This is a genomic window from Pantoea sp. ICBG 828 (genome assembly GCF_002928355.1).
Lineage (GTDB): Bacteria > Pseudomonadota > Gammaproteobacteria > Enterobacterales > Enterobacteriaceae > Pantoea > Pantoea dispersa.
Window position 1 is genome coordinate 44,872 of record NZ_POWN01000003.1, and the last position, 23,787, is coordinate 68,658.

Below are 23,787 nucleotides of genomic sequence, written 5' to 3' on the forward strand. Positions count from 1 at the left end.
TCATTATTCTCAAATCAGTTTTGCTCTTTGACTGGCAGATAAATAACCAATCACAACAGACACGACACAACAGATGGGGAAGTTCGCATGAAAATGAGTAAAGGACGCGCATTACTGGCGGGTTGCGTAGCGCTGGCGATGAGCCATGCGGTACTGGCGAAAGACATCAAAATTGCGATTGTCGGTGCGGCAACCGGCCCGGTGGCGCAGTACGGTGATATGCAGTTCACCGGTGCGGCCCAGGCGATCAAGGACATCAACGCCAAAGGCGGCGTAAACGGTGACAAGCTGGTCGGCGTAGAATATGACGACGCCTGTGACCCGAAACAGGCGGTTGCGGTGGCCAACAAAGTGGTCAATGACGGCATCAAATACGTTATCGGCCACCTGTGCTCCTCCTCCACTCAGCCAGCATCAGACATTTATAACGATGAAGGCATTCTGATGATCACCCCGGCGGCGACCGCGCCTGAACTGACCGCGCGCGGCTATGCCGACGTGATGCGTACCACCGGTCTGGATTCCGATCAGGGCCCGACCGCTGCCAACTACATCCTCGATCAGATCAAACCAAAACGTATTGCCGTGGTGCATGACAAGCAGCAGTACGGTCAGGGCCTGGCGGAATCCGTGCAGAAAACCCTGAAGGCGAAAGGCGGCAACGTGGTGCTGTTCGAAGGGATCACCGCTGGCGATAAAGACTTCTCCACGCTGATTGCGCGCCTGAAGAAAGAGAACGTCGATTTCGTTTACTACGGTGGTTACTACCCGGAACTGGGCCAGATTCTGCGTCAGGCCAAAACCGCCGGTCTGAAAGCCGGCTTTATGGGACCAGAAGGTGTCGGCAACGCTTCCCTGTCTAACATCGCGGGTGATGCGTCTGAAGGCCTGTACGTGACGCTGCCGAAGCGCTACGACCAGCTGCCAGACAACAAAGCGATTGTGGACGCGATCAAAGCCAACAGCGCATCAAACCGCAAAGATCCAACCGGCCCGTTCGTCTGGACCACCTATGCGGCTATTCAGTCACTGGTGGCGGGCATTGAGCGCAGCAAAAGCGATGAGCCTGATGCGATTGCTAAAAACCTGAAAGAGGGTGCGCCGGTGCCCACCGTGATGGGTAACCTGAGCTGGGACCAGAAGGGCGATCTGAAGGGCTTCGAATTTGGCGTCTTCAAATGGCACAAAGACGGTTCTTCTACCGCAGTTAAGTAAGCACGCTCCTGAATTGTCCCTCTCCTGATGGGCGAGGGCAGGGTGCGGCACCGCGCGCACGCGCTGAATGAGGCGCTGCGACGCGGTGCTCTCACCCTAACCCGGTGTCGAACGCACCGGGGATTTCCCGTTTACATGCAGGTCCTCACTATGTCCGAGCAGTTTCTCTATTTCATTCAGCAGATGTTCAACGGGGTCACACTCGGGAGCACCTACGCGCTGATCGCCATCGGTTACACCATGGTTTACGGCATCATCGGCATGATCAACTTCGCCCACGGCGAGGTGTACATGATCGGCAGCTATGTCTCCTTTATCGTGATTGCCGCCCTGATGATGATGGGTATCGACACCTCGTGGCTGATGATTGCCGCCGGGTTCGTGATGGCGGTGATTATCTCCAGCGCCTACGGCTGGAGCATCGAGCGCGTGGCGTATAAGCCGGTGCGCTCCTCCAAACGCCTGATCGCGCTGATCTCGGCGATTGGTATGTCGATCTTTCTGCAGAACTACGTCAGCCTGACGCAGGGCTCGCGCGATCTGGCGCTGCCCAGCCTGATCACCGGCCAGTGGACGCTGGGTGAGAGCAACGGCTTTGCCGCCACGCTCACCACCATGCAGCTGGTTATCTGGGTCGTCACCTTCCTCGCGATGCTGGCGCTGACGCTGTTCATCCGCTATTCGCGCATGGGCCGCGCCTGCCGTGCCTGCGCTGAAGATCTGAAAATGGCCAGCCTGCTGGGCATCAACACCGACCGCGTCATCTCACTGACCTTTGTGATCGGCGCAGCGATGGCGGCCGTGGCTGGCGTGCTGCTGGGGCAGTTTTACGGCTCCATTAACCCGTTCATCGGCTTTATGGCTGGCATGAAAGCCTTTACCGCGGCGGTACTGGGCGGCATTGGCAGCATTCCGGGCGCGATGATTGGCGGCCTGGTGCTGGGCATTGCGGAAGCGCTGACATCAGCCTATCTGTCGACCGAATATAAAGACGTGGTGTCGTTCGCGCTGCTGATCGTGGTGCTGCTGGTGATGCCAACCGGTATCCTTGGCCGTCCGGAGGTGGAGAAAGTATGAAACGCCTCGGTCTGGTTAACGCCGTGGTCTCCACGGTGATGCTGCTGGTACTCGCCAGCTTCTTTATGGGTATGCGCCTCGATCTCGACGGTACCAAACTGGTAGTGGCGAATGCAGGCGCCGTGCGCTGGAACTGGATCTTCCTCGGCTGCGCAGTGGTGTTTGTATTCCAGCTGCTGCGTCCGCTGTTGCAGGGCAAGCTCAAACGCAGTGGCAAAGGGCTGGTGCTACCGGGTTTTGACGGTTCGACACCAAAACAAAAGCTGCTGATGCTGCTGGTGATTGTTGCCGCCGTCGCCTGGCCCTTCTTCGTGTCGCGCGGCAGCGTGGATATTGCCACCCTGACGCTGATCTACGTGATGCTCGGTCTCGGCCTGAATGTGGTAGTGGGCCTGTCCGGCCTGCTGGTGCTGGGTTACGGCGGCTTTTACGCCATCGGTGCTTACACCTTTGCGCTGCTGAATCACTATTACGGTTTTGGCTTCTGGGAAAGTCTGCCGCTGGCCGGCATTGTTGCCGGTGCCTTTGGCCTGCTGCTGGGCTTCCCGGTGCTGCGGCTGCGCGGTGACTATCTGGCGATTGTGACGCTCGGCTTTGGTGAGATCGTGCGTATTCTGCTGCTGAACAGCACATCAATCACTGGCGGTCCCAATGGAATCGCGCAGATTCCCAAGCCGAGCCTGTTTGGTATTGAATTTGGCCGGCGCGTCAGTGAAGGCGGCTGGACCACCTTCCACGATCTGACAGGCCTGGCGTACGATCCCAATCACCGCGTGATTTTCCTTTATCTGGTGGCGCTGCTGCTGGTGGTGCTGACGCTGTTCGTCATCAATCGTCTGCTGCGCATGCCGCTGGGGCGTGCGTGGGAAGCGCTGCGTGAAGATGAGATCGCCTGCCGTTCGCTCGGTCTCAGCCCAACGCGCATCAAGCTGACGGCCTTTACCATCAGCGCGGTGTTCGCCGGTTTCGCCGGTACGCTGTTTGCCGCGCGTCAGGGCTTTGTCAGCCCGGAATCTTTTACCTTTGTCGAGTCCGCGTTTGTGCTGGCGATTGTGGTGCTGGGCGGCATGGGTTCGCAGCTGGCGGTGATCCTGGCCGCGATTCTGCTGGTGGTGTCGCGCGAGCTGATGCGTGATTTGAACGAGTACAGCATGCTGGTGCTCGGTGGGTTGATGGTGCTGATGATGATCTGGCGTCCGCAGGGGCTGCTGCCGATGAAGCGTCCGCACCTGAAGCTGAAACAGGCAAAACAAGGAGAGCAGGCATGAGTCAGCCTTTATTAGCCGTTGAAGGCCTGATGATGCGCTTCGGCGGCCTGCTGGCCGTCAACAACGTGGCGCTGGAACTGCATCCGCAGGAGATCGTCTCGCTGATTGGCCCGAACGGGGCGGGGAAAACCACGGTATTCAACTGCCTGACCGGTTTCTATAAGCCAACGGGCGGCACCATCAAACTGCGCGATCAGCCATTGCAGGGCCTGCCGGGGCAGAAGATTGCGCGCATGGGCGTGGTGCGAACTTTCCAGCACGTGCGCCTGTTCCGTGAGATGACGGTGATTGAAAACCTGCTGGTGGCGCAGCATCAGCATCTGAAAAGCGGCGTGTTCTCCGGGCTGTTTAAAACCCCGGCGTTCCGGCGCGGCGAGAGCGAAGCGCTGGACCGCGCGGCCAGCTGGCTGGAGCGCATTGGCCTGCTGGAGCTGGCTAACCGCCAGGCCGGCAATCTGGCTTACGGCCAGCAGCGCCGGCTGGAGATCGCCCGCTGCATGGTGACGCGTCCGGAAATCCTGATGCTCGACGAACCGGCGGCCGGCCTCAATCCGCGCGAAACGCACGAGCTGGATGAGCTGATCGCTGAACTGCGCGGCGAACACAAGGTGACAGTGTTGCTGATTGAACACGATATGAAACTGGTGATGGGCATTTCTGACCGCATTTATGTGGTGAATCAGGGAACGCCGCTGGCCAACGGTACGCCGGAAGAAGTGCGTAACAACCCGGATGTGATCCGTGCTTATTTAGGTGAGGCGTAACATGGCGAACCCGATTTTAACTTTACAGGGCGTCAGTGCGCACTATGGCCCGATCCAGGCACTGCATAACATTAATCTGCACATCAGCCAGGGCGAAATCGTGACGCTGATTGGCGCTAACGGCGCGGGTAAAACCACGCTGCTCGGGACGCTGTGTGGCGAACCGCGCGCCACCAGCGGCACCATCACCTTTGATGGCAAAACCATTACCGACTGGCAGACGGCAAAAATCATGCGTGAAGCGATTGCCATCGTACCGGAAGGCCGGCGCGTATTTTCGCGCATGACGGTGGAAGAGAACCTGGCGATGGGCGGCTTTTTCGCGACGCGTCAGCAGTATCAGGAGCGCATTGAGCGCGTTTATCAGCTGTTCCCCCGGCTGGCGGAGCGCAAAGTGCAGCGCGCCGGCACCATGTCCGGCGGTGAGCAGCAGATGCTGGCGATTGGCCGCGCGCTCATGAGCCAGCCGCGCCTGTTGCTGCTGGACGAGCCGTCGCTGGGTCTGGCGCCGATCATTATCCAGCAGATTTTCGACACCATCGAACAGCTACGTAAAGAGGGCATGACCATCTTCCTCGTCGAGCAGAACGCCAACCAGGCACTGAAGCTGGCCGATCGTGGTTACGTGCTGGAGAACGGTCACGTGGTGCTGGAGGATAGCGGTGAAGCGTTGTTATCCAATGAAGCGGTGCGAAGCGCGTATTTAGGCGCCTGACCTGGCTTTGGTCATGACGTTGGTGCGGTGATTTGCCCTCACCCTAACCCTCTCCCGCACGCGGGAGAGGGAACCGTACGGCAGCGTTTTTCAGGCCAGGTTGCTATCCTGGCATCCTCCCGGACTTCTCTCGCCCTGCAGAAGAAGGCATCAGCGCACCGCCTTTTATCCCCCTCTCTCCGTGGGAGAGGGCCGGGGTGAGGGCATCAGCACGCACGGCCTTTCATCTCCCTCTCCCCGTGGGAGAGGGCCGGGGTGAGGGCATCAGCGCGCACTAACCCCGTCATATTCCCGTCATAATCCTGTTATTTTTCCGTCATTTCCTCGTGTCATGTTACTTCGCGAACAAAAAATGCGTGATATCGCGCGCGCCACAAGCACAGGAAACCCTTATGTCCGCTTTTACGCTTCGTCCCCGCCTGATGAGTCTGCTGCTCGGTCTGGCGATCAGCGGTAATGCGCTGGCTGCTACCGAAATCCCTTTCTGGCACTCAATGGAAGGCGAGTTAGGCAAAGAAGTCGATTCTCTGGCACAGCGTTTTAACCAGGCTCACCCGGATTACAAAATCGTTCCGACCTACAAAGGCAACTACGAGCAGAGCCTGGCTGCGGGTATCGCTGCGGTGCGCAGCGGTAAGGCACCGGCCATTCTGCAGGTTTACGAAGTGGGCACCGCCACCATGATGGCCTCTAAAGCCATCGTGCCGGTGCATGAAGTGTTTAAAGACGCCGGCGTGCCGATGGACCCGAAACAGTTTGTTCCTGCGGTTGCCGGTTACTACAGCGACAGCAACGGCCAGCTGATCTCACAGCCGTTTAACAGCTCCACGCCGGTGCTGTACTACAACAAAGACGCGTTCAAAAAAGCCGGTCTTAACCCGGATCAGCCACCGAAAACCTGGCAGGCGCTGGCGCAGGATGCCGCCGCGCTGCGTAAAGCCGGCATGAGCTGCGGCTATGCCAGCGGCTGGCAGGGCTGGATTCAGATCGAAAACTTCAGCGCCTGGCATGGCCTGCCGGTTGCCACCAAAAACAACGGCTTTGACGGTACCGACGCGGTGCTGGAGTTCAACAAACCCGTGCAGGTGCGCCACATCCAGCTGCTGGAAGAGATGAATAAGAAAGGTGATTTCACTTACTTTGGCCGTAAAGATGAGTCGACGTCCAAGTTCTATAACGGCGACTGCGGTATCACCACCGCCTCATCCGGTTCGCTGGCCGACATTAAGCATTACGCCAAATTCAACTTTGGCGTGGGCATGATGCCGTACGATGACACTGTGCCGAACGCACCGCAGAACGCCATTATCGGTGGCGCCAGCCTGTGGGTGATGAAAGGCAAAGATGCAGCGACTTATAAAGGTGCGGCGGAGTTCATGAAGTTCCTCGCCCAGCCGGATATCGCGGCAGAATGGCACCAGAAAACCGGTTATCTGCCGATCACCACCGCGGCTTATGAGCTGACCAAACAGCAGGGCTTCTATGACAAAAACCCGGGCGCGGACATCGCCACGCGGCAGATGCTGAATAAAGATCCGCTGCCGTTCACCAAAGGGATGCGTCTGGGCAACATGCCGCAGATTCGTACCATCGTCGACGAAGAGCTGGAAGGCGTGTGGACCGGCAAACAGTCGCCACAGGCAGCGCTGGACAACGCGGTGAAACGCGGCAACGAACTGCTGCGTCGCTTTGAACAGCAAGTGAAGTAACTCCGTAATGGCGGGATGGACGGGTAAGTCCGTCCCGCTGTCTCATTCTGACGAGCCTGCTATGTCCTCATCATCACGTCCGGTTTTCCGCGCCCGTTTGTTGCCGTATCTGCTGGTGGCACCGCAACTGGCGATCACCGCGATCTTTTTTCTCTGGCCCGCCGGAGAGGCGCTGTGGTACTCGCTGCAAAGCATCGATCCGTTTGGCATCTCCAGCACCTTTGTTGGCCTTGATAACTTCCGCCGCCTGTTCAGTGACGACTACTACCTTGATTCGTTCTGGACCACCCTCGTGTTTAGCGCGCTGGTGACGGTATGCGGCATGACATTCTCGCTGCTGCTGGCGGCACTGGTGGATTACGTTATCCGGCTGAAAAAGCTCTATCAGACGCTGCTGCTGCTGCCCTATGCGGTGGCGCCGGTAGTTGCGGCGGTGCTATGGATGTTCCTGTTCAATCCGGGGCTGGGGCTGTTCAGCCATCTGCTGAACCAGCTTGGCTACAACTGGAACTATGCGCAGAACAGCGGTCAGGCGATGTTCCTGATTGTACTTGCGTCGATCTGGCAGCAAATGAGCTACAACTTCCTGTTTTTCTTTGCCGCGCTGCAGTCCATTCCTAAATCGCTGGTGGAAGCCGCGGCGATTGACGGTGCCGGACCGGTGCGCCGTTTCTTTAATCTGTCGCTGCCGCTGATTACGCCGGTCAGCTTTTTCCTGCTGGTGGTGAATCTGGTTTACGCCTTTTTCGACACCTTCCCGGTGATCGATGCCGCCACCGGCGGCGGGCCGGTACAGGCCACCACCACGCTGATCTACAAAATCTACCGCGAAGGCTTCACCGGACTCGATCTCTCGTCGTCCGCCGCGCAGTCGGTGGTGCTGATGTTGCTGGTTATCGGCCTGACCATTCTGCAATTCCGCTTTGTCGAGCGTAAGGTGCAATACCAATGATTGAAAACCGACGCGGGCTGGATATCTTCGCCCACACGCTGCTGGCGCTGGGGGTGCTGACCATTCTGTTCCCGCTGTACGTGGCGTTTGTCGCCGCGACGCTGGATAACAACGCGGTGTATCAGGTGCCGATGACGCTGGTGCCGGGCCCGCATCTCATCGACAACATCACCCACATCTGGCGCGATGGCGTCAACGGCAGCGCGGCGTTTGGCCTGATGATGCTGAACAGCCTGATCATGGCGCTGGGCATCACCGTGGGCAAAATCACGGTGTCGATGCTCTCGGCGTTTGCGCTGGTGTGGTTTCGCTTTCCGCTGCGCACGCTGTTTTTCTGGCTGATCTTTATCACCCTGATGCTGCCGGTAGAAGTGCGTATTTTCCCGACGGTGGAGGTGATCTCCACGCTGCACATGCTGGACAGTTACAGCGGTCTGACATTGCCGCTGATGGCCTCCGCGACCGCCACGTTCCTGTTCCGCCAGTTTTTTATGTCGCTGCCGGATGAGCTGATTGAAGCGGCGCGCATTGACGGCGCCAGTCCGATGCGTTTTTTCTGGGATATCGTGCTGCCGCTGTCAAAAACCAATCTCGCCGCGCTGTTTGTCATCACCTTTATTTACGGCTGGAACCAGTATCTGTGGCCGCTGCTGATCATCAACGATGCCGGCCTGAGCACTGCCGTGGCGGGGGTGAAAAGTATGATCAACACCAGCGGCGGTCCGACGCAGTGGAACGAAGTGATGGCGGCGATGTTATTAACCCTGATCCCACCGGTGGTGGTGGTGCTTGTGATGCAGCGCGCTTTTGTGCGTGGCCTGGTGGAGAGTGAGAAATAGATGGCAGCGGTAACCCTTCAGACCGTGACGAAATCGTATGACGGCAAAAACCAAATCATTCAGCCGCTGAACATCACCATCAATGACGGTGAATTTATGGTGATGGTCGGCCCATCCGGCTGTGGAAAATCGACGCTGCTGCGCATGGTGGCCGGGCTGGAGCGCGTCACGTCGGGCGATATCTACATCGATGATCGGCGCGTCACCGACATGGAGCCGAAAGATCGCGGCATCGCCATGGTATTCCAGAATTACGCGCTCTACCCGCACATGACGGTGGGAGAAAACATGGCTTACGGCCTGAAGATCCGCGGCATGGGCAAGGAACAGATTACCCAGCGGGTGATGGATGCGGCGCGCAGTCTGGAGCTTGATCACCTGTTGCAGCGCCGTCCGCGCGAGCTCTCCGGCGGCCAGCGTCAGCGCGTGGCCATGGGCCGCGCCATCGTGCGGGAACCGGCGGTGTTTCTGTTTGATGAGCCGCTGTCGAACCTGGATGCGCGCCTGCGCGTGCAGATGCGTCTGGAGCTGCAGCAACTGCACCGCCGGCTGAAAACCACCAGCCTGTACGTCACGCACGATCAGGTTGAAGCCATGACGCTGGCGCAGCGCGTGATGGTGATGAATAAAGGCGTGGTGGAGCAGGTGGGCACGCCGGTGGAGGTGTATGAGCGTCCGGCCAGTCAGTTTGTTGCGTCGTTCATCGGCGCGCCGGCGATGAACCTGCTACCCGGTCAGATCAATAGCGATGGCTCGCGCTTTACGCTCGATGCGCTCAACAGCCTGCCGCTCGGCGCCGGCAAAGCACGATGGGCCAACCGTCCGCTGACGCTCGGCATTCGTCCCGAGCATATTCAGCTCAGCAGTCGTGAGGCCGGCGGTGTGCCGCTGGTGGTGGATACGCTGGAGATCCTCGGCGCGGACAATCTTGCGCATGGCCACATTGGCAACACGCGGCTGGTGGTGCGTTTGCCGCATAGCGAGCGGCCGCAGGCTGGCAGCAGCCTGTGGCTACAACTGCCGCCAGATGCGTTACACTTCTTCGATTCTACCCATGGAAAGCGTCTGGAATGAGTGTAAAAAACTGGCCCTATCCGCACATTGTTGCGCATCGCGGCGGCGGCAAGCTGGCCCCGGAAAACACCCTGGCGGCGATTGATGTCGGCGCGCACTACGGTCATACCATGATCGAATTCGACGCCAAACTGTCACAGGATAAGCAGATTTTCCTGCTGCACGATGACACGCTGGACCGCACCAGCAACGGTTGGGGCGTGGCGGGCGATCTGCCGTGGCAGCAGCTGGCGCAGCTGGATGCCGGCAGCTGGTTTAGCCGTGAATTTGACGGTGAACCGCTGGCATTGCTGAGCGAGGTGGCCGCGCGCTGCCGCCAGCATCAGATGATGGCCAACATTGAGATCAAACCCAGCAGCGGTACAGAGGTGGAAACCGGACGTGATGTGGCGCTGGCCGCACGAACGCTGTGGCAGGGACAAACGGCACCGCTGCTGTCCTCGTTCTCGTACGCGGCGCTGGAAGCGGCGATGCAGGCCGCGCCGGAGCTGCCGCGCGGCCTGCTGCTGGATGAGTGGCACGACGACTGGCAGACGCTTACCGCCGCGCTCGACTGCGTCTCCATCCATTTAAATCATCGCTTACTGGACGCCGGACGCACCGCCGCGCTTAAAGCCGCCGGTCTGCGTATTCTGGTGTATACCGTGAATCAGCCCGCGCGGGCGCGCGAGCTGCTGAGCTGGGGCGTGGATGCCATCTGTACCGATCGCATTGATGCTATCGGCCCGGACTTCCGTTAATTGCCGTACTGCGTTTGTGTATTGCTGTTCTGCTGGCCCGGCTGCGACTGAATCACGCGCTGCCGGGCGCTATCGCGCCGCTCCTGCAGCTTACGCTGCATCTCCTGATTTTGCTGCTGCTGATCCTGACGCAACTGCTGCTGCTGTTGCTGCTGCTGGACCTGCATGCGCGTCTGCATCCGCTGCTGGCTTGGGTTATAGCCGGGTTGATTCGGTTGGTTAGTGTTGTTCAGCATGTTCGCCATGCCGCTCAGCGGCATCAGTGCCGCGATAACAATCAGCCATTTTTTCATGGTGTTCCTCCATCAGTGCGGCCTGCTGTGTGAGGTTGCTCGCCACCCGGCAGCAACCGCCGCAACCATAAGTTTATGCGATATCACAAACCCCAAAACCAGGAGTGCACCTAATTTGGCTTAACTGCTATCTTTTTTACAGTATTTGCAAACACTTGCAGCAATCAATAACAAATGTAAACAACTGAAAGGATGGTGGCGGGATGAGGATACATAACGGTGTGCGCCAGTTCGGCTGGGCGCTGTTAATGAGTTTTACCGTGGTGCAGGGGGCGCAGGCGGCGCCAGCCAGCGCACCGCCGGTGTCATATGGCGTCGACAGCGACACCTTTCACCCGGTGAAAGCGCAGCACGGGATGGTTGCATCAGTGGACGCCATGGCAACCCGGGTGGGCGTCGATATCCTCAAACAGGGGGGTAACGCGGTAGATGCAGCGATTGCGGTGGGCTTTGCGCTGGCGGTCACCCACCCGCAGGCGGGCAACCTGGGCGGTGGCGGCTTTATGCTGCTGCGCACCGCTGCCGGCCGCACCACCGCCATCGATTTCCGCGAGATGGCGCCGGCGCGTGCCTCGCGCGATATGTTCCTTGATAAGCAGGGCAACGCGGATAGTAAGTTATCACTCACTTCTCATCTGGCTTCCGGCACGCCGGGCACCGTAGCCGGTTTTGCCCTGGCGGCGCAAAAGTACGGCACGCTGCCGCTCAGCACGCTGCTGGCGCCGGCGATCAAGCTGGCGCGCGACGGCATCATTGTTAACGATGCGCTGGCTGACGATCTCGCTACCTATGGTAAAGAGAACCTGATCAACCACGACAACAGTCGCGCCATTTTCTACAAAGCCGACGGTCAGCCTTACCAGAAGGGCGATCGCCTGGTGCAGAAAAACCTCGCGCACAGCCTGCAGCTGATTGCCCAGCAGGGGCCGGATGCGTTCTACAAAGGCAAAATTGCCGATGAGATCGCTGCCGAAATGGCGCAGCACGGCGGACTGATTGGCAAGGCGGATCTGGCGGCCTACCGCGCAGTGGAACGCAAGCCGGTAAGCGGCAGCTACCGTGGCTACGAGGTGTTCTCCATGCCGCCACCGTCGTCCGGCGGCATTCATATTGTGCAGATCCTCAATATCCTGGAAAACTTCGACCTGGCGAAATGGGGCTTCGGCAGCGCGGACGCGATGCAGGTTATGGCCGAAGCGGAAAAATATGCCTACGCCGACCGCTCCGAGTATCTCGGCGATCCCGACTTCGTTAAGGTGCCGCAGCAGGCGCTGACCAGCAAAGCCTACGCCAAAACGCTGGCCCAGCAGATTGACGTCAACAAGGCGCGCCCCTCAGCCGACATCAAGCCCGGCAAGCTGGCACCGTACGAGAGCAATCAAACCACTCACTTCTCGGTGGTGGATAAAGACGGCAACGCGGTGGCGGTGACCTATACGCTGAATACCTACTTTGGCAGCGGCGTGGTGGCCGGAAACAGCGGCATTCTGATGAACAATGAAATGGATGACTTCTCCGCCAAGCCGGGCACGCCAAACGTGTATGGTCTGGTGGGCGGTGAGGCGAACGCGATTCAGCCGGCCAAACGTCCGCTGTCATCAATGTCGCCGACCATTGTAGCGAAAGACGGTAAAACCTGGCTGGTGACCGGCAGCCCGGGCGGCAGTCGGATTATCACCACGGTGCTGCAAATGGTGGTGAACAGTATCGATTTCGGCATGAACGTGGCGGAAGCCACCAATGCGCCGCGCTTCCACCATCAGTGGCTGCCGGATCAGCTGCGCGTCGAGAAGGGCTTCAGCCCGGATACGCTGCGTCTGCTGGAAGCAAAAGGTCAGCATGTCAAAGTGCTGCCGGCGATGGGCAGCACGCAGAGCATCATGATTGGCCCGGACGGCATGCGTTACGGCGCATCCGACCCGCGCTCGGTGGATGATTTGAGTGCCGGGTATTAACGTCGCGCAATAAATTGCGCCGCTACCTCACCGTGCACCGGCCGGTAGCGGCGCGATTCATCGCGCATTCCCTTTCAGACGCGCCATGTAGTGCGTATCGATCATCTGGCCGTCGCGGACCGCGAAACCTCTGGCGGTACCTTCAATCTCAAAACCAAACTGCTGATACAAACCCATGGCCTGGTGGTTATCCGCAAACACCGTCAGTTCAATCCGCGTGACCTGCAGCCAGTTGTCACACAGATCCACCATCGCCGCCATCAGCGCTTTACCCACGCCGCGCCGATGGAATGTCGGATCAACGCCCATGCCGATAGTGGCGCAGTGACGGCGGCGTGCCACCGCCATAACTTCCAGCGTCAGCTGACCGACAACCTGCCCGTCAATACAGGCCACCAGCATGGTGACATGGGGACGGGGATTCGCGAGCCGCTCCTGCCAGAGTGACGGTGACTGATACGGCAGATGCAGCGTGCCCGCCTGGGTTTCCGGCTGGCTATAGATACGCGTCAGAACGGCGGCATCTTCGGGCGTTGCGTGACGAACAGTAACCTGACTCATAAAGCAGCTCCTTGCACTCAGTGAATGAAATCCCCTTTAACATCAGGGAATTCGCACGCAACGTCAACGGTAAAAAAATCGGGAAAGGGCTTTACAGACGCGAATGATAATGATTATTATTGTCAACGCGAATCCGGCAGCGTCTCCTGACAAACCGGGTAAGCACGACATTGCTCACATTGCTTCCAGTGTTTCTTAGCCAGCTCGGGTGCTGGCTTTTTTTTTGCCTGCGCGTTAACCGATCGCCGTCCGTGGCAATCCACTGCACGGGGAGATTACAGCGTGTACCAGGTGGCCGCGCCGGGACCGACCGGCAGGTTAAACACGAACACCCACAGCACAAACAGCAGCGTCCAGCCAATCATAAACACCACCGAATAAGGCAGCATCATCGCCACCAGCGTACCGATGCCCATATCACGACGGTAGCGCGCCGCCACTGCCATGATCAGCCCGAAGTAGCTCATCATCGGCGTAATCACGTTTGTCACTGAGTCACCAATGCGGTACGCCGCCTGGATCACCTCAGGCGCAAACCCGACCAGCATCAGCATCGGCACGAAAATCGGTGCGGTCACTGCCCACTGGGCCGACGCGGAGCCAATCATCAGATTGATGAAGCCGCAGATCAGGATGAAGCAGACGAACAGCAGCGGGGCGCTCATATCCAGTGAAGCCAGCAGGCTGGCACCTTTCACTGCCACCACCGTGCCGAAGTTGCTCCAGTTGAAAAAGGCGACAAACTGCGCGGCAAAAAACACCAGCACGATGTACATTCCCATGCTGCTCATGCTGGTGGACATGGCGTGAATGACATCGCGATCGCTGCGCATGGTGCCCATCAGGCGGCCATAAACAAAACCGGGGATGGCGAAGAACACAAAGATAAATACCACGATGCCTTTCAGGAACGGTGAACCCGCCAGCGTGCCGGTTTTGGGATTCAGTAATACGCCGTGGCCGGGAATGACCGTCAGCGCCAGCAGCAGTGACACCACCAGCACCGCCCAGCCCGCACCTTTGAGTGCCCGACGCTCGCCAGGCGACAGCTCGCCCATGTCGCCGCGCACCGCATCACCTTCGCTATCCTGATAGCTGCCCAGCTTGGGTTCGACGATGCTGTTGGTGATCCAGGTGCCCAGCCCGGCAATCACAAAGGTGCTGATAAACATGAAGTACCAGTTCACCTCCGGGCCAACACTGTAAGCAGGATCGATGATCTGCGCTGCACTCTGGGTAATGCCGGAGAGCAGTGGATCAATAGTGCCAAGCAGCAGATTGGCGCTGTAACCGCCCGAGACGCCGGCAAACGCGGCCGCCAGTCCAGCCAGCGGATGGCGACCGAGCGAGTGGAAGATCATCGCAGCCAGCGGAATCAGCACCACATATCCCAGCTCCGAAGCGGTATTCGAGACGATACCGGCAAACACCACGGTAAAGGTGATCAGCTTCTTCGGGGCGTTAAACACCAGTGCGCGCATCGCGGCGGACAGCAGGCCAGACTGTTCGGCGATGCCGACACCCAGCAGCGCCACCAGCACGGTTCCCAGCGGGGCAAAGCCAGTGAAATTCGTCACCAGATGACTGACGATGCGCTGTAAGCCTTCTGCGCTCAGCAAACTGACCACGTGAATCACCCCGTCCGGCGCGCGCCCGGCGGCACCGATCGGGCGCGGATCGATCACGCTCACGCCTAATGCCGCAGCAATAGCCGACGCGACGAGGATAAACAGGGAAAACAGTGCAAACAGCGTAATCGGGTGCGGCAACAGGTTGCCCAGCCATTCAACGGTATTGAGGAAGCGTTCGACAGGACGCTTCGCAGGTGAAGTGGTTTTTTCCATGAGGTCATTCTCCTTATATACAGCGGGCGAGCCGCTTTTTGCCCGGTTTGCCATAGTAAGAAGAGGGAAAAAACGATCAAGAGTGAGTTTCTGTTTAAACCAGGGATAATGCGAGGTGTATTTATTTATCTTACTGATAATATTTATTTAATTTTATTTATCTTTCTAATGTAAGGTTAGTTAAATAATCTGTTTTTTTTATTTTTATGTGAGGTTAATCCGCTTTAGGATTTAAATAATCACGAAGGATTGCTTTAATGTTTCTTTTCCAGCAGACCAGTCTTGTTTTTATCTGCTGGTATTTTTCAGTTGTGTCTGTGAGAGGTTGCGCCGCAACGGCATAACATGACAAAAAAATGATAAACTCAGCTTATCTCTGACCTCAGGCGCACACGATGAAGAAGAAAAGACCGGTATTACAGGATGTTGCCGATCGCGTCGGCATCACAAAAATGACCGTCAGCCGCTATTTGCGGAACCCCGATCAGGTCTCTGCGGCGCTGCGCGACAAAATCGCCGTGGCGCTGGATGAACTCGGCTATATCCCCAACCGTGCGCCCGACATGCTCTCTAACGCCACCAGCCGCGCGATTGGCGTGTTGCTGCCCTCGCTCACCAACCAGGTATTTGCCGACGTGCTGCGCGGCATTGAAACCGTGACCGATGAAGCGGGCTATCAGACGCTGGTGGCGCACTTCGGCTATAACTCGCACAAAGAGGAGCTGCAGCTGCGTTCGCTGCTGGGCTGGAACATTGATGGCGTGATCCTCACCGAACGTTCCCATACGCCGGGCACGCTGCGCATGCTGGAAGTGGCGGGCATTCCGGTGATCGAAATGATGGATTGCGTCACGCCGTGTCTTGATATGGCCGTGGGCTTCGACAACGTCGAGGCGGCGCGGCAGATGACGCATGCTATCCTCAGGAAAGGCCATCGTCACACCGTCTATCTGGGCGCGCGCCTCGATGAGCGTACGCTGCAAAAGCAGCAGGGCTACGAACAGGCGATGCGCGAAGCCGGGCTGACGCCACACAGCGTCATGATGGAAGATGCCTCCTCCTTCAGCGCCGGTGCCCAGTTGCTGCGCGAGGCGCAGAAGCGCTATCCGCACACTGACAGCCTGTTCTGTACCAATGATGACCTGGCGGTAGGCGCGATGTTTGAGTGCCAGCGCCAGGGGTTGCGCGTGCCGGAGCAGATGGCGATCGCCGGCTTTCACGGCCACGACATCACGCAGGTGGTCAATCCGCGGCTGGCTACGGTGCTGACGCCACGCGAACGCATGGGGCGTGAATCAGCCGCTATGCTGCTGGCGCGGATTGGCGGCGATCGCAGCGTGACCGCGCCGCTGGATGTCGGTTTTGAGATTGCCGAAGGTGGCAGCATCTGATTTTGGCGATTTTTTGAGTCAGTTCACACTTTCGTGCTTTTCCGCCTGACAAGGGTTGCCAGCGTCTGAGCGCGCTCGGACAATGGCAATCAAAATTGTTATCGGTAACATTGGCAGCTTAACCTGCCGGAGCGCAAAACCATGACCACGCCATCTCCATCGCACCACGTCTTTATCCTGATGGGTGTTTCCGGCAGCGGAAAGTCTGCCGTCGCCAATCAGGTGTCTCATCAGCTCAGCACCGCGTTTCTGGATGGTGATTTCCTGCATCCGCGCAGCAACATCACCAAAATGGCGGAAGGCCATCCGCTGAACGACGACGATCGCCAGCCGTGGCTGCAGGCGCTGAATGATGCGGCGTTCGCGATGCAGCGCACCCAGGCGATCTCGATCATCGTCTGTTCAGCGCTGAAAAAGTCCTATCGCGACATCCTGCGTCAGGGCAACCACAACCTTAAATTCATCTATCTGAAGGGCGATTTTGCCACCATTGAGTCTCGTCTCAAGGCGCGCAAAGGCCACTTCTTCAAACCGCAGATGCTGGTGACACAGTTTGAAACCCTGCAGGAACCGGGTGCCGACGAGCCGGATGTGCTGGTTGTCGATATCAATCACTCACTGGATGAGGTAGTTGCGGCCACGGTTGCGACCATCGAGGGCGCAATCAACAAGGGCTAGTCATGAGTACCGCAACGCTGGTGTTAACCGCAGCAGGCTCTGTCCTGCTGCTGCTGTTTTTGGTGATGAAAGCGCGGATGCACGCCTTTGTCGCTCTGATGTTAGTGTCGATGGGTGCCGGTCTGTTCTCCGGTATGCCGCTGGATAAAATTGCCGAGACCATGCAAAAAGGCATGGGTGGCACGCTCGGCTTTCTCGCCATTGTGGTGGCGCTGGGCGCCATGTTCGGCAAAATTCTGCATGAAACCGGTGCGGTCGATCAGATCGCCATTCGCATGCTGAAAACCTTTGGCGAACGGCGCGCGCACTATGCGATGGGCATTGCCGGGCTGATCTGTGCGCTGCCGCTGTTCTTTGAAGTGGCCGTGGTGTTGTTGATCAGCATCGCCTTCGCGGTGGCACGCCGCACCCACGATAATCTGGTCAAACTGGTGATCCCGCTGTTTGCCGGTGTCGCCGCCGCGGCGGCCTTTTTGCTGCCCGGACCGGCACCGATGCTGCTGGCGGCGCAGATGCACGCTGACTTTGGCTGGATGATCCTGCTGGGGCTGTGCGCCGCGATCCCCGGCATGCTGATTGCCGGTCCGCTGTTCGGCAACCTGATTGCGCGCCATGTGACGTTCAGCGCGCCGCCGGAAGATCATCAGCCGGACGTCAGCGAGGGCCAGCTGCCGTCGTTTGGCTTTAGCCTGTCGCTGATTCTGTTCCCGCTGCTGCTGGTCGGGCTGAAAACCATCGGCGCGCGCTTTACCACACCGGATTCACGTCTGTATGCGTGGCTGGAGTTTATCGGCCATCCGTTTACCGCCATCCTGCTGGCGCTGCTGGTAGCGATTTACGGCCTGGCTTACCGTCAGGGCATGGATAAAGAGAAGGTGATGCAGGTATGTGGCAGCGCGCTGCAACCGGCGGGGATTATTCTGCTGGTGATTGGCGCGGGCGGCGTGTTCAAACAGGTGCTGGTGGATTCCGGCGTTGGCCCGGTGCTGGGCCACGCGCTGACCGGTGCCGGCATGCCGATTGCGCTGGCCTGTTTTATTCTCTCCGGCGCGATTCGGGTGATTCAGGGCTCGGCCACGGTGGCCTGTTTAACCACCGTCGGGCTGGTGATGCCGGTGATTGAACCGTTGCATTACAGCGGTGCGCAGCTGGCGGCACTGTCGATCTGCATCGGCGGCGGCTCGATTATTATCAGCCACGTCAACGATGCCGGTTTCTGGCTGTTCGGCCGCTTCACCGGTGCCACCGAAGGCGAGACGCTGAAGACCTGGACGCTGATGGAGACGATTCTCGGCACCACCGGCGCTATCGTCGGGATGATCGCGTTTAGTTTGTTGTCGTAATGGCAATGCGCAATAAATTGCGCCGTTACAGATTAATGCACAGCCTGTAGCGGCGCGATTTATCGCGCGTTGTAAAAATGATTAATCCACCTCGCGCTCATCGTCCGGCTGGTCCAGCACGGTGTACGCTACCGCGCAGAAGAGCGAATTCAGGCGCTTCATATCTCCCAGCAAACCTAAATGCAGCGAACTGGTTTCGATGCTTTGCACATTCTGTCGGTGCAGGCGCTCGACGTGGGCGTGGGAATAACGGCGAATCAGGATGCGGAAACGGTGCTTGGCACGGCGCAGGCGCTTGGCGCTGGTGACGTCGTGCGACAGAAACACCGACAGGCTCAGGCGCAGGTTGCTTAACACCTGCTCCTGCAGCGAAGTCAGCTCTTCCAGCCCTTCCGGCGAAAACGCCCGGCGCGCCTGCAGCGATTTGTCCGCTACGTCGGCGCTCATGCGTTCGATAATGTCGCCTGCCTGCTCCAGATTCAGCGCCATCTCAATTACCTCGGCCCAGCGGCGTGAATCCTCTTCCGCCAGATCCTCCTTCGGCATGCGCGCCAGATAGAGCTTAATGGCGGTGTACAGCACATCCACATCATCATCCAGCCGCCGCACTGCGCGCTCCTCGCGCAGTTCGCCCATCACCACCTTGTTGAAGCTCTCCAGCATCTGCTCCACCACATCGCCAATGCGCAGCGTTTCCCGCGCCGCGTTGGCCAGCGCTAGCGCCGGGGTATCCAGCGCGCTGCTGTCGAGGTGCTTAGGCTTGAGATGGGTCTGGTTTTCCGCATCGTCGGCGATCATGCGGCGGCACAGGCGCGCCATCGGTTCGGCAAACGGCACCATCACCAGACAGCGCACCAGGTTGTAGAACACGTGGAAGAAGATCACCATCTCTTCATCGTTAACCGGCAGCTTATCCAGCAGGTCGGCGATGTAATCGACAAACGGCAAAATAACGATGCTGCCAATCAGCTTGAACAACAGGCTGCCGAGCGCCACCCGCTTGCCGGCAGCATTCGATCCGCTGGCGTTGATCATTGCCAGCAAGCCGCTGCCGAGGTTAGCGCCAATCACCAGACACAGCGCCACTTTGAACGAGATAACGCCGGTGGCGGTCAGCGTGGCGGTAATCAGCACTGCGGCCAGGCTGGAGTAGCTGATGATGGCGAAAACCGCGCCAATCAGCGCATCCAGCATGATATCGCCGGTCAGCGTGGAGAACAGCACCTGCACGCCAGCGGCCTGCGTAATGGGTTTGGCGGCGGCGACAATCAGCTGCAGCGCCAGCAGAATCAGCCCGAGGCCGATGGCCGCACGTCCGATCTGACCGGCGCGCGTCTGTTTGCGGCTGAGGAAAAATACCACGCCAAAAAAGATAAACAGCGGCGACAGCCAGGAGAGATCGAAGGTCAGGATGCGCGCCATGATGGCGGTACCGACGTCAGCTCCCAGCACCACCACCAGCGCGGGCGTCAGGCTGACCAGATTCTGCGCCACAAACGAGGTGACTAATAACGTGGTGGCGTTACTGCTCTGCACCAGCGCGGTAACGCCAATCCCGGCAAGAAACGCCATCGGTTTTTTTTCCACGCTGCGGCTTAACACGCGACGCAGATCGGCACCGTACACGCGCATCACGCCGGTGCGGACAATGTGGGTGCCCCATACCAGCAGGGCGACGGCGGAGAGAAGGTTAAGCAGGGTTAGCACGAATAAAGGCTCCTATGCGCCAGGCAGAAAACAGGCGGCTGCCTGCCTGGCGATAAGCACAGCCGATAAATACCTGCGTCGCGCTGCGTTGCCAATTTTTCGTTTAATTTAAGCGACCTGGCGCAACGTCGACATCTCTAACTGTAGTCCAATCTGCATGCCGGCGGGGTGTAAATCTGCCACGCTGCGGTTGAGCACATCCACCGACAACTCGACCTGATTCGCCAGCACGCGATAGCGGATCACGTTCCCGAGCAGGCTATGGCTGAGAATGGTGGCCGCGATGCCTGCCTGCGGTGCGCACAGCTGGATGGATTCCGGACGAATCGCCACCTGGCTGCTGAACGGCTGACCGGTCAGCTGCGTTGCCTGTTCGGCACTCAGCAGGTTGTAGTTGCCAATAAAGCCCGCGGCGAACAGATCCACCGGCTGGGTATAGAGCGTTTCCGCGTTGCCGTTTTGCACAATGCGACCGCGGTTCATCAGCACAATACGGTCCGACAGCGTCAGCGCCTCTTCCTGATCGTGGGTGACAAAAATGGTGGTTAGCTTCAGCTCCTGCTGAATGTGGCGAATCTGCTCGCGCAGATGGCGGCGAATGCGGGCGTCCAGCGCCGACAGCGGTTCATCCAGCAGCAGCAGACGCGGCCGCGTCACCAGCGAACGCGCCAGCGCCACGCGCTGACACTGGCCGCCCGACAGCTGGTGCGGATAGCGGCGCGCGAAGTCGGTCAGCTCCACCAGCGCCAGCGCTTCCATCACGCGTTGCTGAATCTCGCCAGCGGCCAGTTTCTGCATCTTCAGGCCAAAGGCGACGTTCTTCTCTACCGTCATATTGGGAAACAACGCATAGCTCTGGAACACCATGCCAATGGTACGTTTCTGCGGCGGCAGCGGCACCAGATCCTGGCCCTGCAGCAGAATGGTGCCGCTGTCGACATCGGTCAGGCCGGCGATGCAGCGCAGCAGCGTCGACTTGCCGCAGCCGCTCGGGCCGAGCAGGGTGACAAACTCACCTTCGTCGGCGCTGAAATCAATGTTTTCAAAAATGGTGGTGGGGCCGTAGCTTTTATTCAGTTGGGTAACGTTCAGGTAACTCATGGTCAGCCTCGTTCAGGATTGAGGGCATTGGCCAGCCAGGTGACCAGCAGGACAACCGCAAAATAAGAGATCACCAGCGCGCTGGTGAAATGCCCGCTGCCGTTGCGCATGTTGTAGAGATAAACCTGCAGCGTTTCATAGCGGGTGCCGACCAGCAGGTTAGCAAAGACAAACTCACCAATCAGAAAGGAGAAGGAGAGCAGCACGGCAATGAACACCCCTTTGCGCAGATTTGGCAGCACCACAAACAGGGCTGCCTGCCAGGTGCTGGCGCCCAGCAGATGAGCCGCGTCAATCAGCTCTTTCAGGTTGATGGCCTGCATATTGTTGGCAATGGCGCGGTAGATAAACGGCAACGCAATGGTGAAGTAACAGCCGATGAGAATCCATGGCGTGCCGGTCAGCATCAGCGGGCCCGAGGAGTAGAGCTGCAGCAGCCCGACCGACGAGACCACCGGCGGCACGGCAAACGGCATCAGAATCAGCACGTTCATCACCGCGTCCAGTTTTGGATAGTAGTAAGCGATTACAAACATCGCAGGCAGCACCAGCAGCAGGGAGAACAACAGCGCACCCACGCAGATCAGCAGCGAATGACCGAGCGCGGTGAGGAAGCGCGGATCGCTCCACAACTGCGTCAGCCACTTCAGGGTAAAGCCCTGCGGCAGAATGGTATCGCTCCACTCGCTGGAGATGCCGTACAGCAGCGTCGCCAGCAGCGGTGCGGCGAGCACGATCAGCAGCAGCCAGACAATCAGGCGATGGTAGAGTTTTTCGACGCGAGACATGTCAGGACTCCTGTACGCGGGCATGCAGATAGCTGCGACGCACCAGATACTGCTGCACCACGGTAATCAGCGCCATAATCAGCACCAGCAGCATCGCCAGCGCGCCGCCGGTATTGGGATCGAGCGAGATATCGCCTGACACCAGCGCGGCGATGCGCACTGGCACCACGTTGAAGTTGCCGGTGGTCAGCGCGTAAATGGTGGCGTAGGCGCCCAGCGCGTTGGCCAGCAAAATCACAAAGGTGCCGAGCAGTGCCGGAAACAGAATCGGCAGGCCGATGTGCCACCAGTAGCGCCAGCGGCTGGCACCGAGCAGTGCCGCCGACTCTTCCCAGTCTTTCCGCAGCCCGTCAAACGCCGGGTAGAGCAGCAGAATACCGAGCGGAATCTGGAACCAGGTGTAAACCAGCACCATGCCGTCGCGCGAAAACAGCTTAAAGCTGTCCAGCCAGCCGTAGTGGCGCAGCAGCAGCGTCAGGCAGCCGTTCAGTCCGAGCAGGATGACAAAGGCGAAGGCCAGCGGCACGCCGGCGAAGTTGCTGGTCATATTGGTGAACGACAGTAAAAAGCGCTGAAAACGCCCGGTGCCGAGCTTGTGCAGCGAATAACCGGCAAGCAGCGCGATCAGCAGGCCGTAAACGCTCGACCACAGCGAAATATCCAGCGACAGGCGAAAAGCCTGCAGGTAGAACGGTGAAGTGAGGATATCGCTGTAGTTATCGATGCCCCAGCGCTCATTGATATCGCTCCAGAAGCTGTTGATGGCAATCCACAGCAGCGGCGCGAGCTGGAAGGCGATCCAGAACAGCACGAACGGCAGCAGCAACAGCGAGGCCAGGGTTTTGCCCTTCATCAGCGCGGCTCCGCCAGCAGACCGCGACACAGCGGTTTGTCGTGCGGGACGCCGAGCAGGGTGCAGACGGTGCCGCACAGGTCGGTTTGCTGCGGTTCCAGGTCGGGCTGCAGCGAGAAGCCGCGGCCAAAAACAAACAGTGGCACCTGCGTCTCTTCCGGCAGAATACCGCCGTGCGAGCGATCGTCGTTCATGCCGTGGTCAGCAGTGACAATCACCTGATAACCGGCGGCCAGCCAGTCGGGCATCCACTGCGACAGATAGCCATCCGCCATTCGTGCCCGGTTACGGTACTGCGGTGATGACAGGCTGTGCTTGTGCCCGGCATCATCGATGTTCATTGGGTGAATCAGCAGGAAATCGGGATCGTGCTGCAGGCGCAGGCTTTCGGCATCCTCAAACAGATGCGAGTCGGGGTAACCGTCGTCCCAGTAGAAATGGCCGTACTGGATCGGCAGGTCGGGCGCGTTAGTGTGGCGATCGCGCGCGGCGTTGAACGGCGAGCGGTTATACAGTTCGCTCACCCAGTGATAAGCGGCAGCGGCGGTAGTGAGTCCGGCGTCGCGCGCGTAGTGGAAGATACTGCGCTGATTGCTCAGGCGATTGACGCCGTTGTGAATGATGCCGCTGCGCACCGGCGGAATGCCGGTCAGAATGCATTCGTACAGCGGACGTGACAGCGACGGCAGTTCGCAGGTCAGCGTGTAATAGTGGCCGTTGCCCTGTTTGCATTCGGCAAACAGATAGCCCATGGCGTGCTGCGCCACCTGATTACTCAGCCCATCGAGTACCACCAGGATTGTTTTCATCCCCGCTCCCTCAGGTGCGCATGAATGCGCACCCTGTAAAAATTGGTGATAGGTACCGGCGCAATGTATTGCGCATTGCCGGAAAACGGATGCGCGATACATCGCGCCGCT

General features: G+C 58.9%; 22 protein-coding genes. 14 read left to right on the plus strand and 8 right to left on the minus strand.

Annotated elements, in window-relative coordinates:
- Positions 1–87 precede the first annotated feature (87 nt).
- The 10 genes from C1Y43_RS07925 to ugpQ all read left to right on the plus strand — a co-directional run bounded on the left by C1Y43_RS07925 (position 88) and on the right by ugpQ (position 10,353).
- Complete coding sequence (locus C1Y43_RS07925; RefSeq protein WP_021508007.1) at positions 88–1,215, plus strand: branched-chain amino acid ABC transporter substrate-binding protein; 1,128 nt, start codon at positions 88–90, stop codon at positions 1,213–1,215.
- A gap of 150 nt (positions 1,216–1,365) precedes the next feature.
- Positions 1,366–2,292, plus strand: a complete 927-nt coding sequence (gene livH / locus C1Y43_RS07930; RefSeq protein WP_010615899.1) for a high-affinity branched-chain amino acid ABC transporter permease LivH — start codon at positions 1,366–1,368, stop codon at positions 2,290–2,292.
- Positions 2,289–3,560: a high-affinity branched-chain amino acid ABC transporter permease LivM gene (locus C1Y43_RS07935; RefSeq protein WP_058780903.1), complete on the plus strand. Its 1,272-nt coding sequence runs from the start codon at positions 2,289–2,291 to the stop codon at positions 3,558–3,560. Before livH ends, C1Y43_RS07935 begins: the two co-directional genes overlap by 4 nt.
- Positions 3,557–4,324 carry a high-affinity branched-chain amino acid ABC transporter ATP-binding protein LivG gene (livG, locus tag C1Y43_RS07940; RefSeq protein WP_021508005.1) on the plus strand — a complete coding sequence of 256 codons (768 nt, stop codon included), beginning with the start codon at positions 3,557–3,559 and terminating at the stop codon, positions 4,322–4,324. Before C1Y43_RS07935 ends, livG begins: the two co-directional genes overlap by 4 nt.
- Before the next feature lies 1 nt (position 4,325).
- The gene (livF, locus tag C1Y43_RS07945) at positions 4,326–5,039 is read left to right on the plus strand and encodes a high-affinity branched-chain amino acid ABC transporter ATP-binding protein LivF (protein ID WP_010615896.1); all 714 of its coding nucleotides are present in this window, start codon (positions 4,326–4,328) and stop codon (positions 5,037–5,039) included.
- Positions 5,040–5,431: 392 nt separating this feature from the next.
- Entirely contained in the window at positions 5,432–6,748 is a 1,317-nt protein-coding gene (gene ugpB / locus C1Y43_RS07950; protein ID WP_058757579.1) for a sn-glycerol-3-phosphate ABC transporter substrate-binding protein UgpB, read from the plus strand.
- 61 nt (positions 6,749–6,809) lie between these two features.
- Positions 6,810–7,700, plus strand: a complete 891-nt coding sequence (ugpA, locus tag C1Y43_RS07955; RefSeq protein WP_031279792.1) for a sn-glycerol-3-phosphate ABC transporter permease UgpA — start codon at positions 6,810–6,812, stop codon at positions 7,698–7,700.
- Positions 7,697–8,539 carry a sn-glycerol-3-phosphate ABC transporter permease UgpE gene (ugpE, locus tag C1Y43_RS07960; protein ID WP_021508002.1) on the plus strand — a complete coding sequence of 281 codons (843 nt, stop codon included), beginning with the start codon at positions 7,697–7,699 and terminating at the stop codon, positions 8,537–8,539. The genes ugpA and ugpE overlap by 4 nt, the downstream gene beginning before the upstream one ends.
- Positions 8,540–9,613: a sn-glycerol-3-phosphate import ATP-binding protein UgpC gene (locus C1Y43_RS07965; RefSeq protein WP_021508001.1), complete on the plus strand. Its 1,074-nt coding sequence runs from the start codon at positions 8,540–8,542 to the stop codon at positions 9,611–9,613.
- Positions 9,610–10,353, plus strand: coding sequence for a glycerophosphodiester phosphodiesterase (gene ugpQ / locus C1Y43_RS07970; RefSeq protein ID WP_104187819.1), 744 nt, complete (start codon positions 9,610–9,612; stop codon positions 10,351–10,353). Before C1Y43_RS07965 ends, ugpQ begins: the two co-directional genes overlap by 4 nt.
- Here ugpQ and C1Y43_RS07975 read toward each other — a convergent pair.
- Entirely contained in the window at positions 10,350–10,646 is a 297-nt protein-coding gene (locus C1Y43_RS07975; protein ID WP_058757576.1) for a DUF2756 domain-containing protein, read from the minus strand. The genes ugpQ and C1Y43_RS07975 overlap by 4 nt on opposite strands.
- 203 nt (positions 10,647–10,849) lie before the next feature.
- Here C1Y43_RS07975 and ggt point away from each other — a divergent pair, with 203 nt between their 5' ends.
- Positions 10,850–12,601 carry a gamma-glutamyltransferase gene (gene ggt / locus C1Y43_RS07980; protein ID WP_021507998.1) on the plus strand — a complete coding sequence of 584 codons (1,752 nt, stop codon included), beginning with the start codon at positions 10,850–10,852 and terminating at the stop codon, positions 12,599–12,601.
- A gap of 57 nt (positions 12,602–12,658) precedes the next feature.
- Here ggt and C1Y43_RS07985 read toward each other — a convergent pair whose 3' ends face one another.
- Positions 12,659–13,162 (minus strand): GNAT family N-acetyltransferase, encoded by a 504-nt coding sequence (locus C1Y43_RS07985; protein WP_104187820.1) that lies wholly within the window; start codon positions 13,160–13,162, stop codon positions 12,659–12,661.
- A 275-nt stretch (positions 13,163–13,437) separates the two neighbouring features.
- Positions 13,438–15,006, minus strand: coding sequence for an AbgT family transporter (locus C1Y43_RS07990; protein ID WP_104187822.1), 1,569 nt, complete (start codon positions 15,004–15,006; stop codon positions 13,438–13,440).
- A 395-nt stretch (positions 15,007–15,401) separates the two neighbouring features.
- Between C1Y43_RS07990 and gntR the strand changes: the two genes are divergently transcribed.
- The 3 genes from gntR to gntU all read left to right on the plus strand — a co-directional run bounded on the left by gntR (position 15,402) and on the right by gntU (position 18,418).
- Positions 15,402–16,397, plus strand: coding sequence for a gluconate operon transcriptional repressor GntR (gene gntR / locus C1Y43_RS07995; protein ID WP_104187824.1), 996 nt, complete (start codon positions 15,402–15,404; stop codon positions 16,395–16,397).
- A 141-nt stretch (positions 16,398–16,538) separates the two neighbouring features.
- Positions 16,539–17,075 (plus strand): gluconokinase, encoded by a 537-nt coding sequence (gntK, locus tag C1Y43_RS08000; RefSeq protein ID WP_010615889.1) that lies wholly within the window; start codon positions 16,539–16,541, stop codon positions 17,073–17,075.
- 2 nt (positions 17,076–17,077) lie between these two features.
- Positions 17,078–18,418, plus strand: a complete 1,341-nt coding sequence (gene gntU / locus C1Y43_RS08005; RefSeq protein WP_021507994.1) for a gluconate transporter — start codon at positions 17,078–17,080, stop codon at positions 18,416–18,418.
- Positions 18,419–18,499: 81 nt separating this feature from the next.
- Here gntU and C1Y43_RS08010 read toward each other — a convergent pair whose 3' ends face one another.
- From C1Y43_RS08010 to C1Y43_RS08030, 5 genes are all read right to left on the minus strand, one after another.
- On the minus strand, positions 18,500–20,125 hold the full coding sequence (locus C1Y43_RS08010; RefSeq protein WP_104187825.1) for a Na/Pi cotransporter family protein: 1,626 nt from the start codon (positions 20,123–20,125) through the stop codon (positions 18,500–18,502).
- Positions 20,126–20,233: 108 nt separating this feature from the next.
- Positions 20,234–21,226, minus strand: a complete 993-nt coding sequence (locus tag C1Y43_RS08015) for an ABC transporter ATP-binding protein (protein ID WP_058770007.1) — start codon at positions 21,224–21,226, stop codon at positions 20,234–20,236.
- A gap of 2 nt (positions 21,227–21,228) precedes the next feature.
- A complete protein-coding gene (locus tag C1Y43_RS08020; protein WP_058757571.1) occupies positions 21,229–22,014 on the minus strand; it encodes an ABC transporter permease in 786 nt (261 codons plus the stop codon).
- Position 22,015: 1 nt separating this feature from the next.
- Positions 22,016–22,867 (minus strand): ABC transporter permease subunit, encoded by an 852-nt coding sequence (locus C1Y43_RS08025; RefSeq protein ID WP_021507865.1) that lies wholly within the window; start codon positions 22,865–22,867, stop codon positions 22,016–22,018.
- Positions 22,867–23,676, minus strand: a complete 810-nt coding sequence (locus C1Y43_RS08030; RefSeq protein ID WP_104187827.1) for an alkaline phosphatase family protein — start codon at positions 23,674–23,676, stop codon at positions 22,867–22,869. Before C1Y43_RS08030 ends, C1Y43_RS08025 begins: the two co-directional genes overlap by 1 nt.
- Positions 23,677–23,787: the final 111 nt, after the last annotated feature.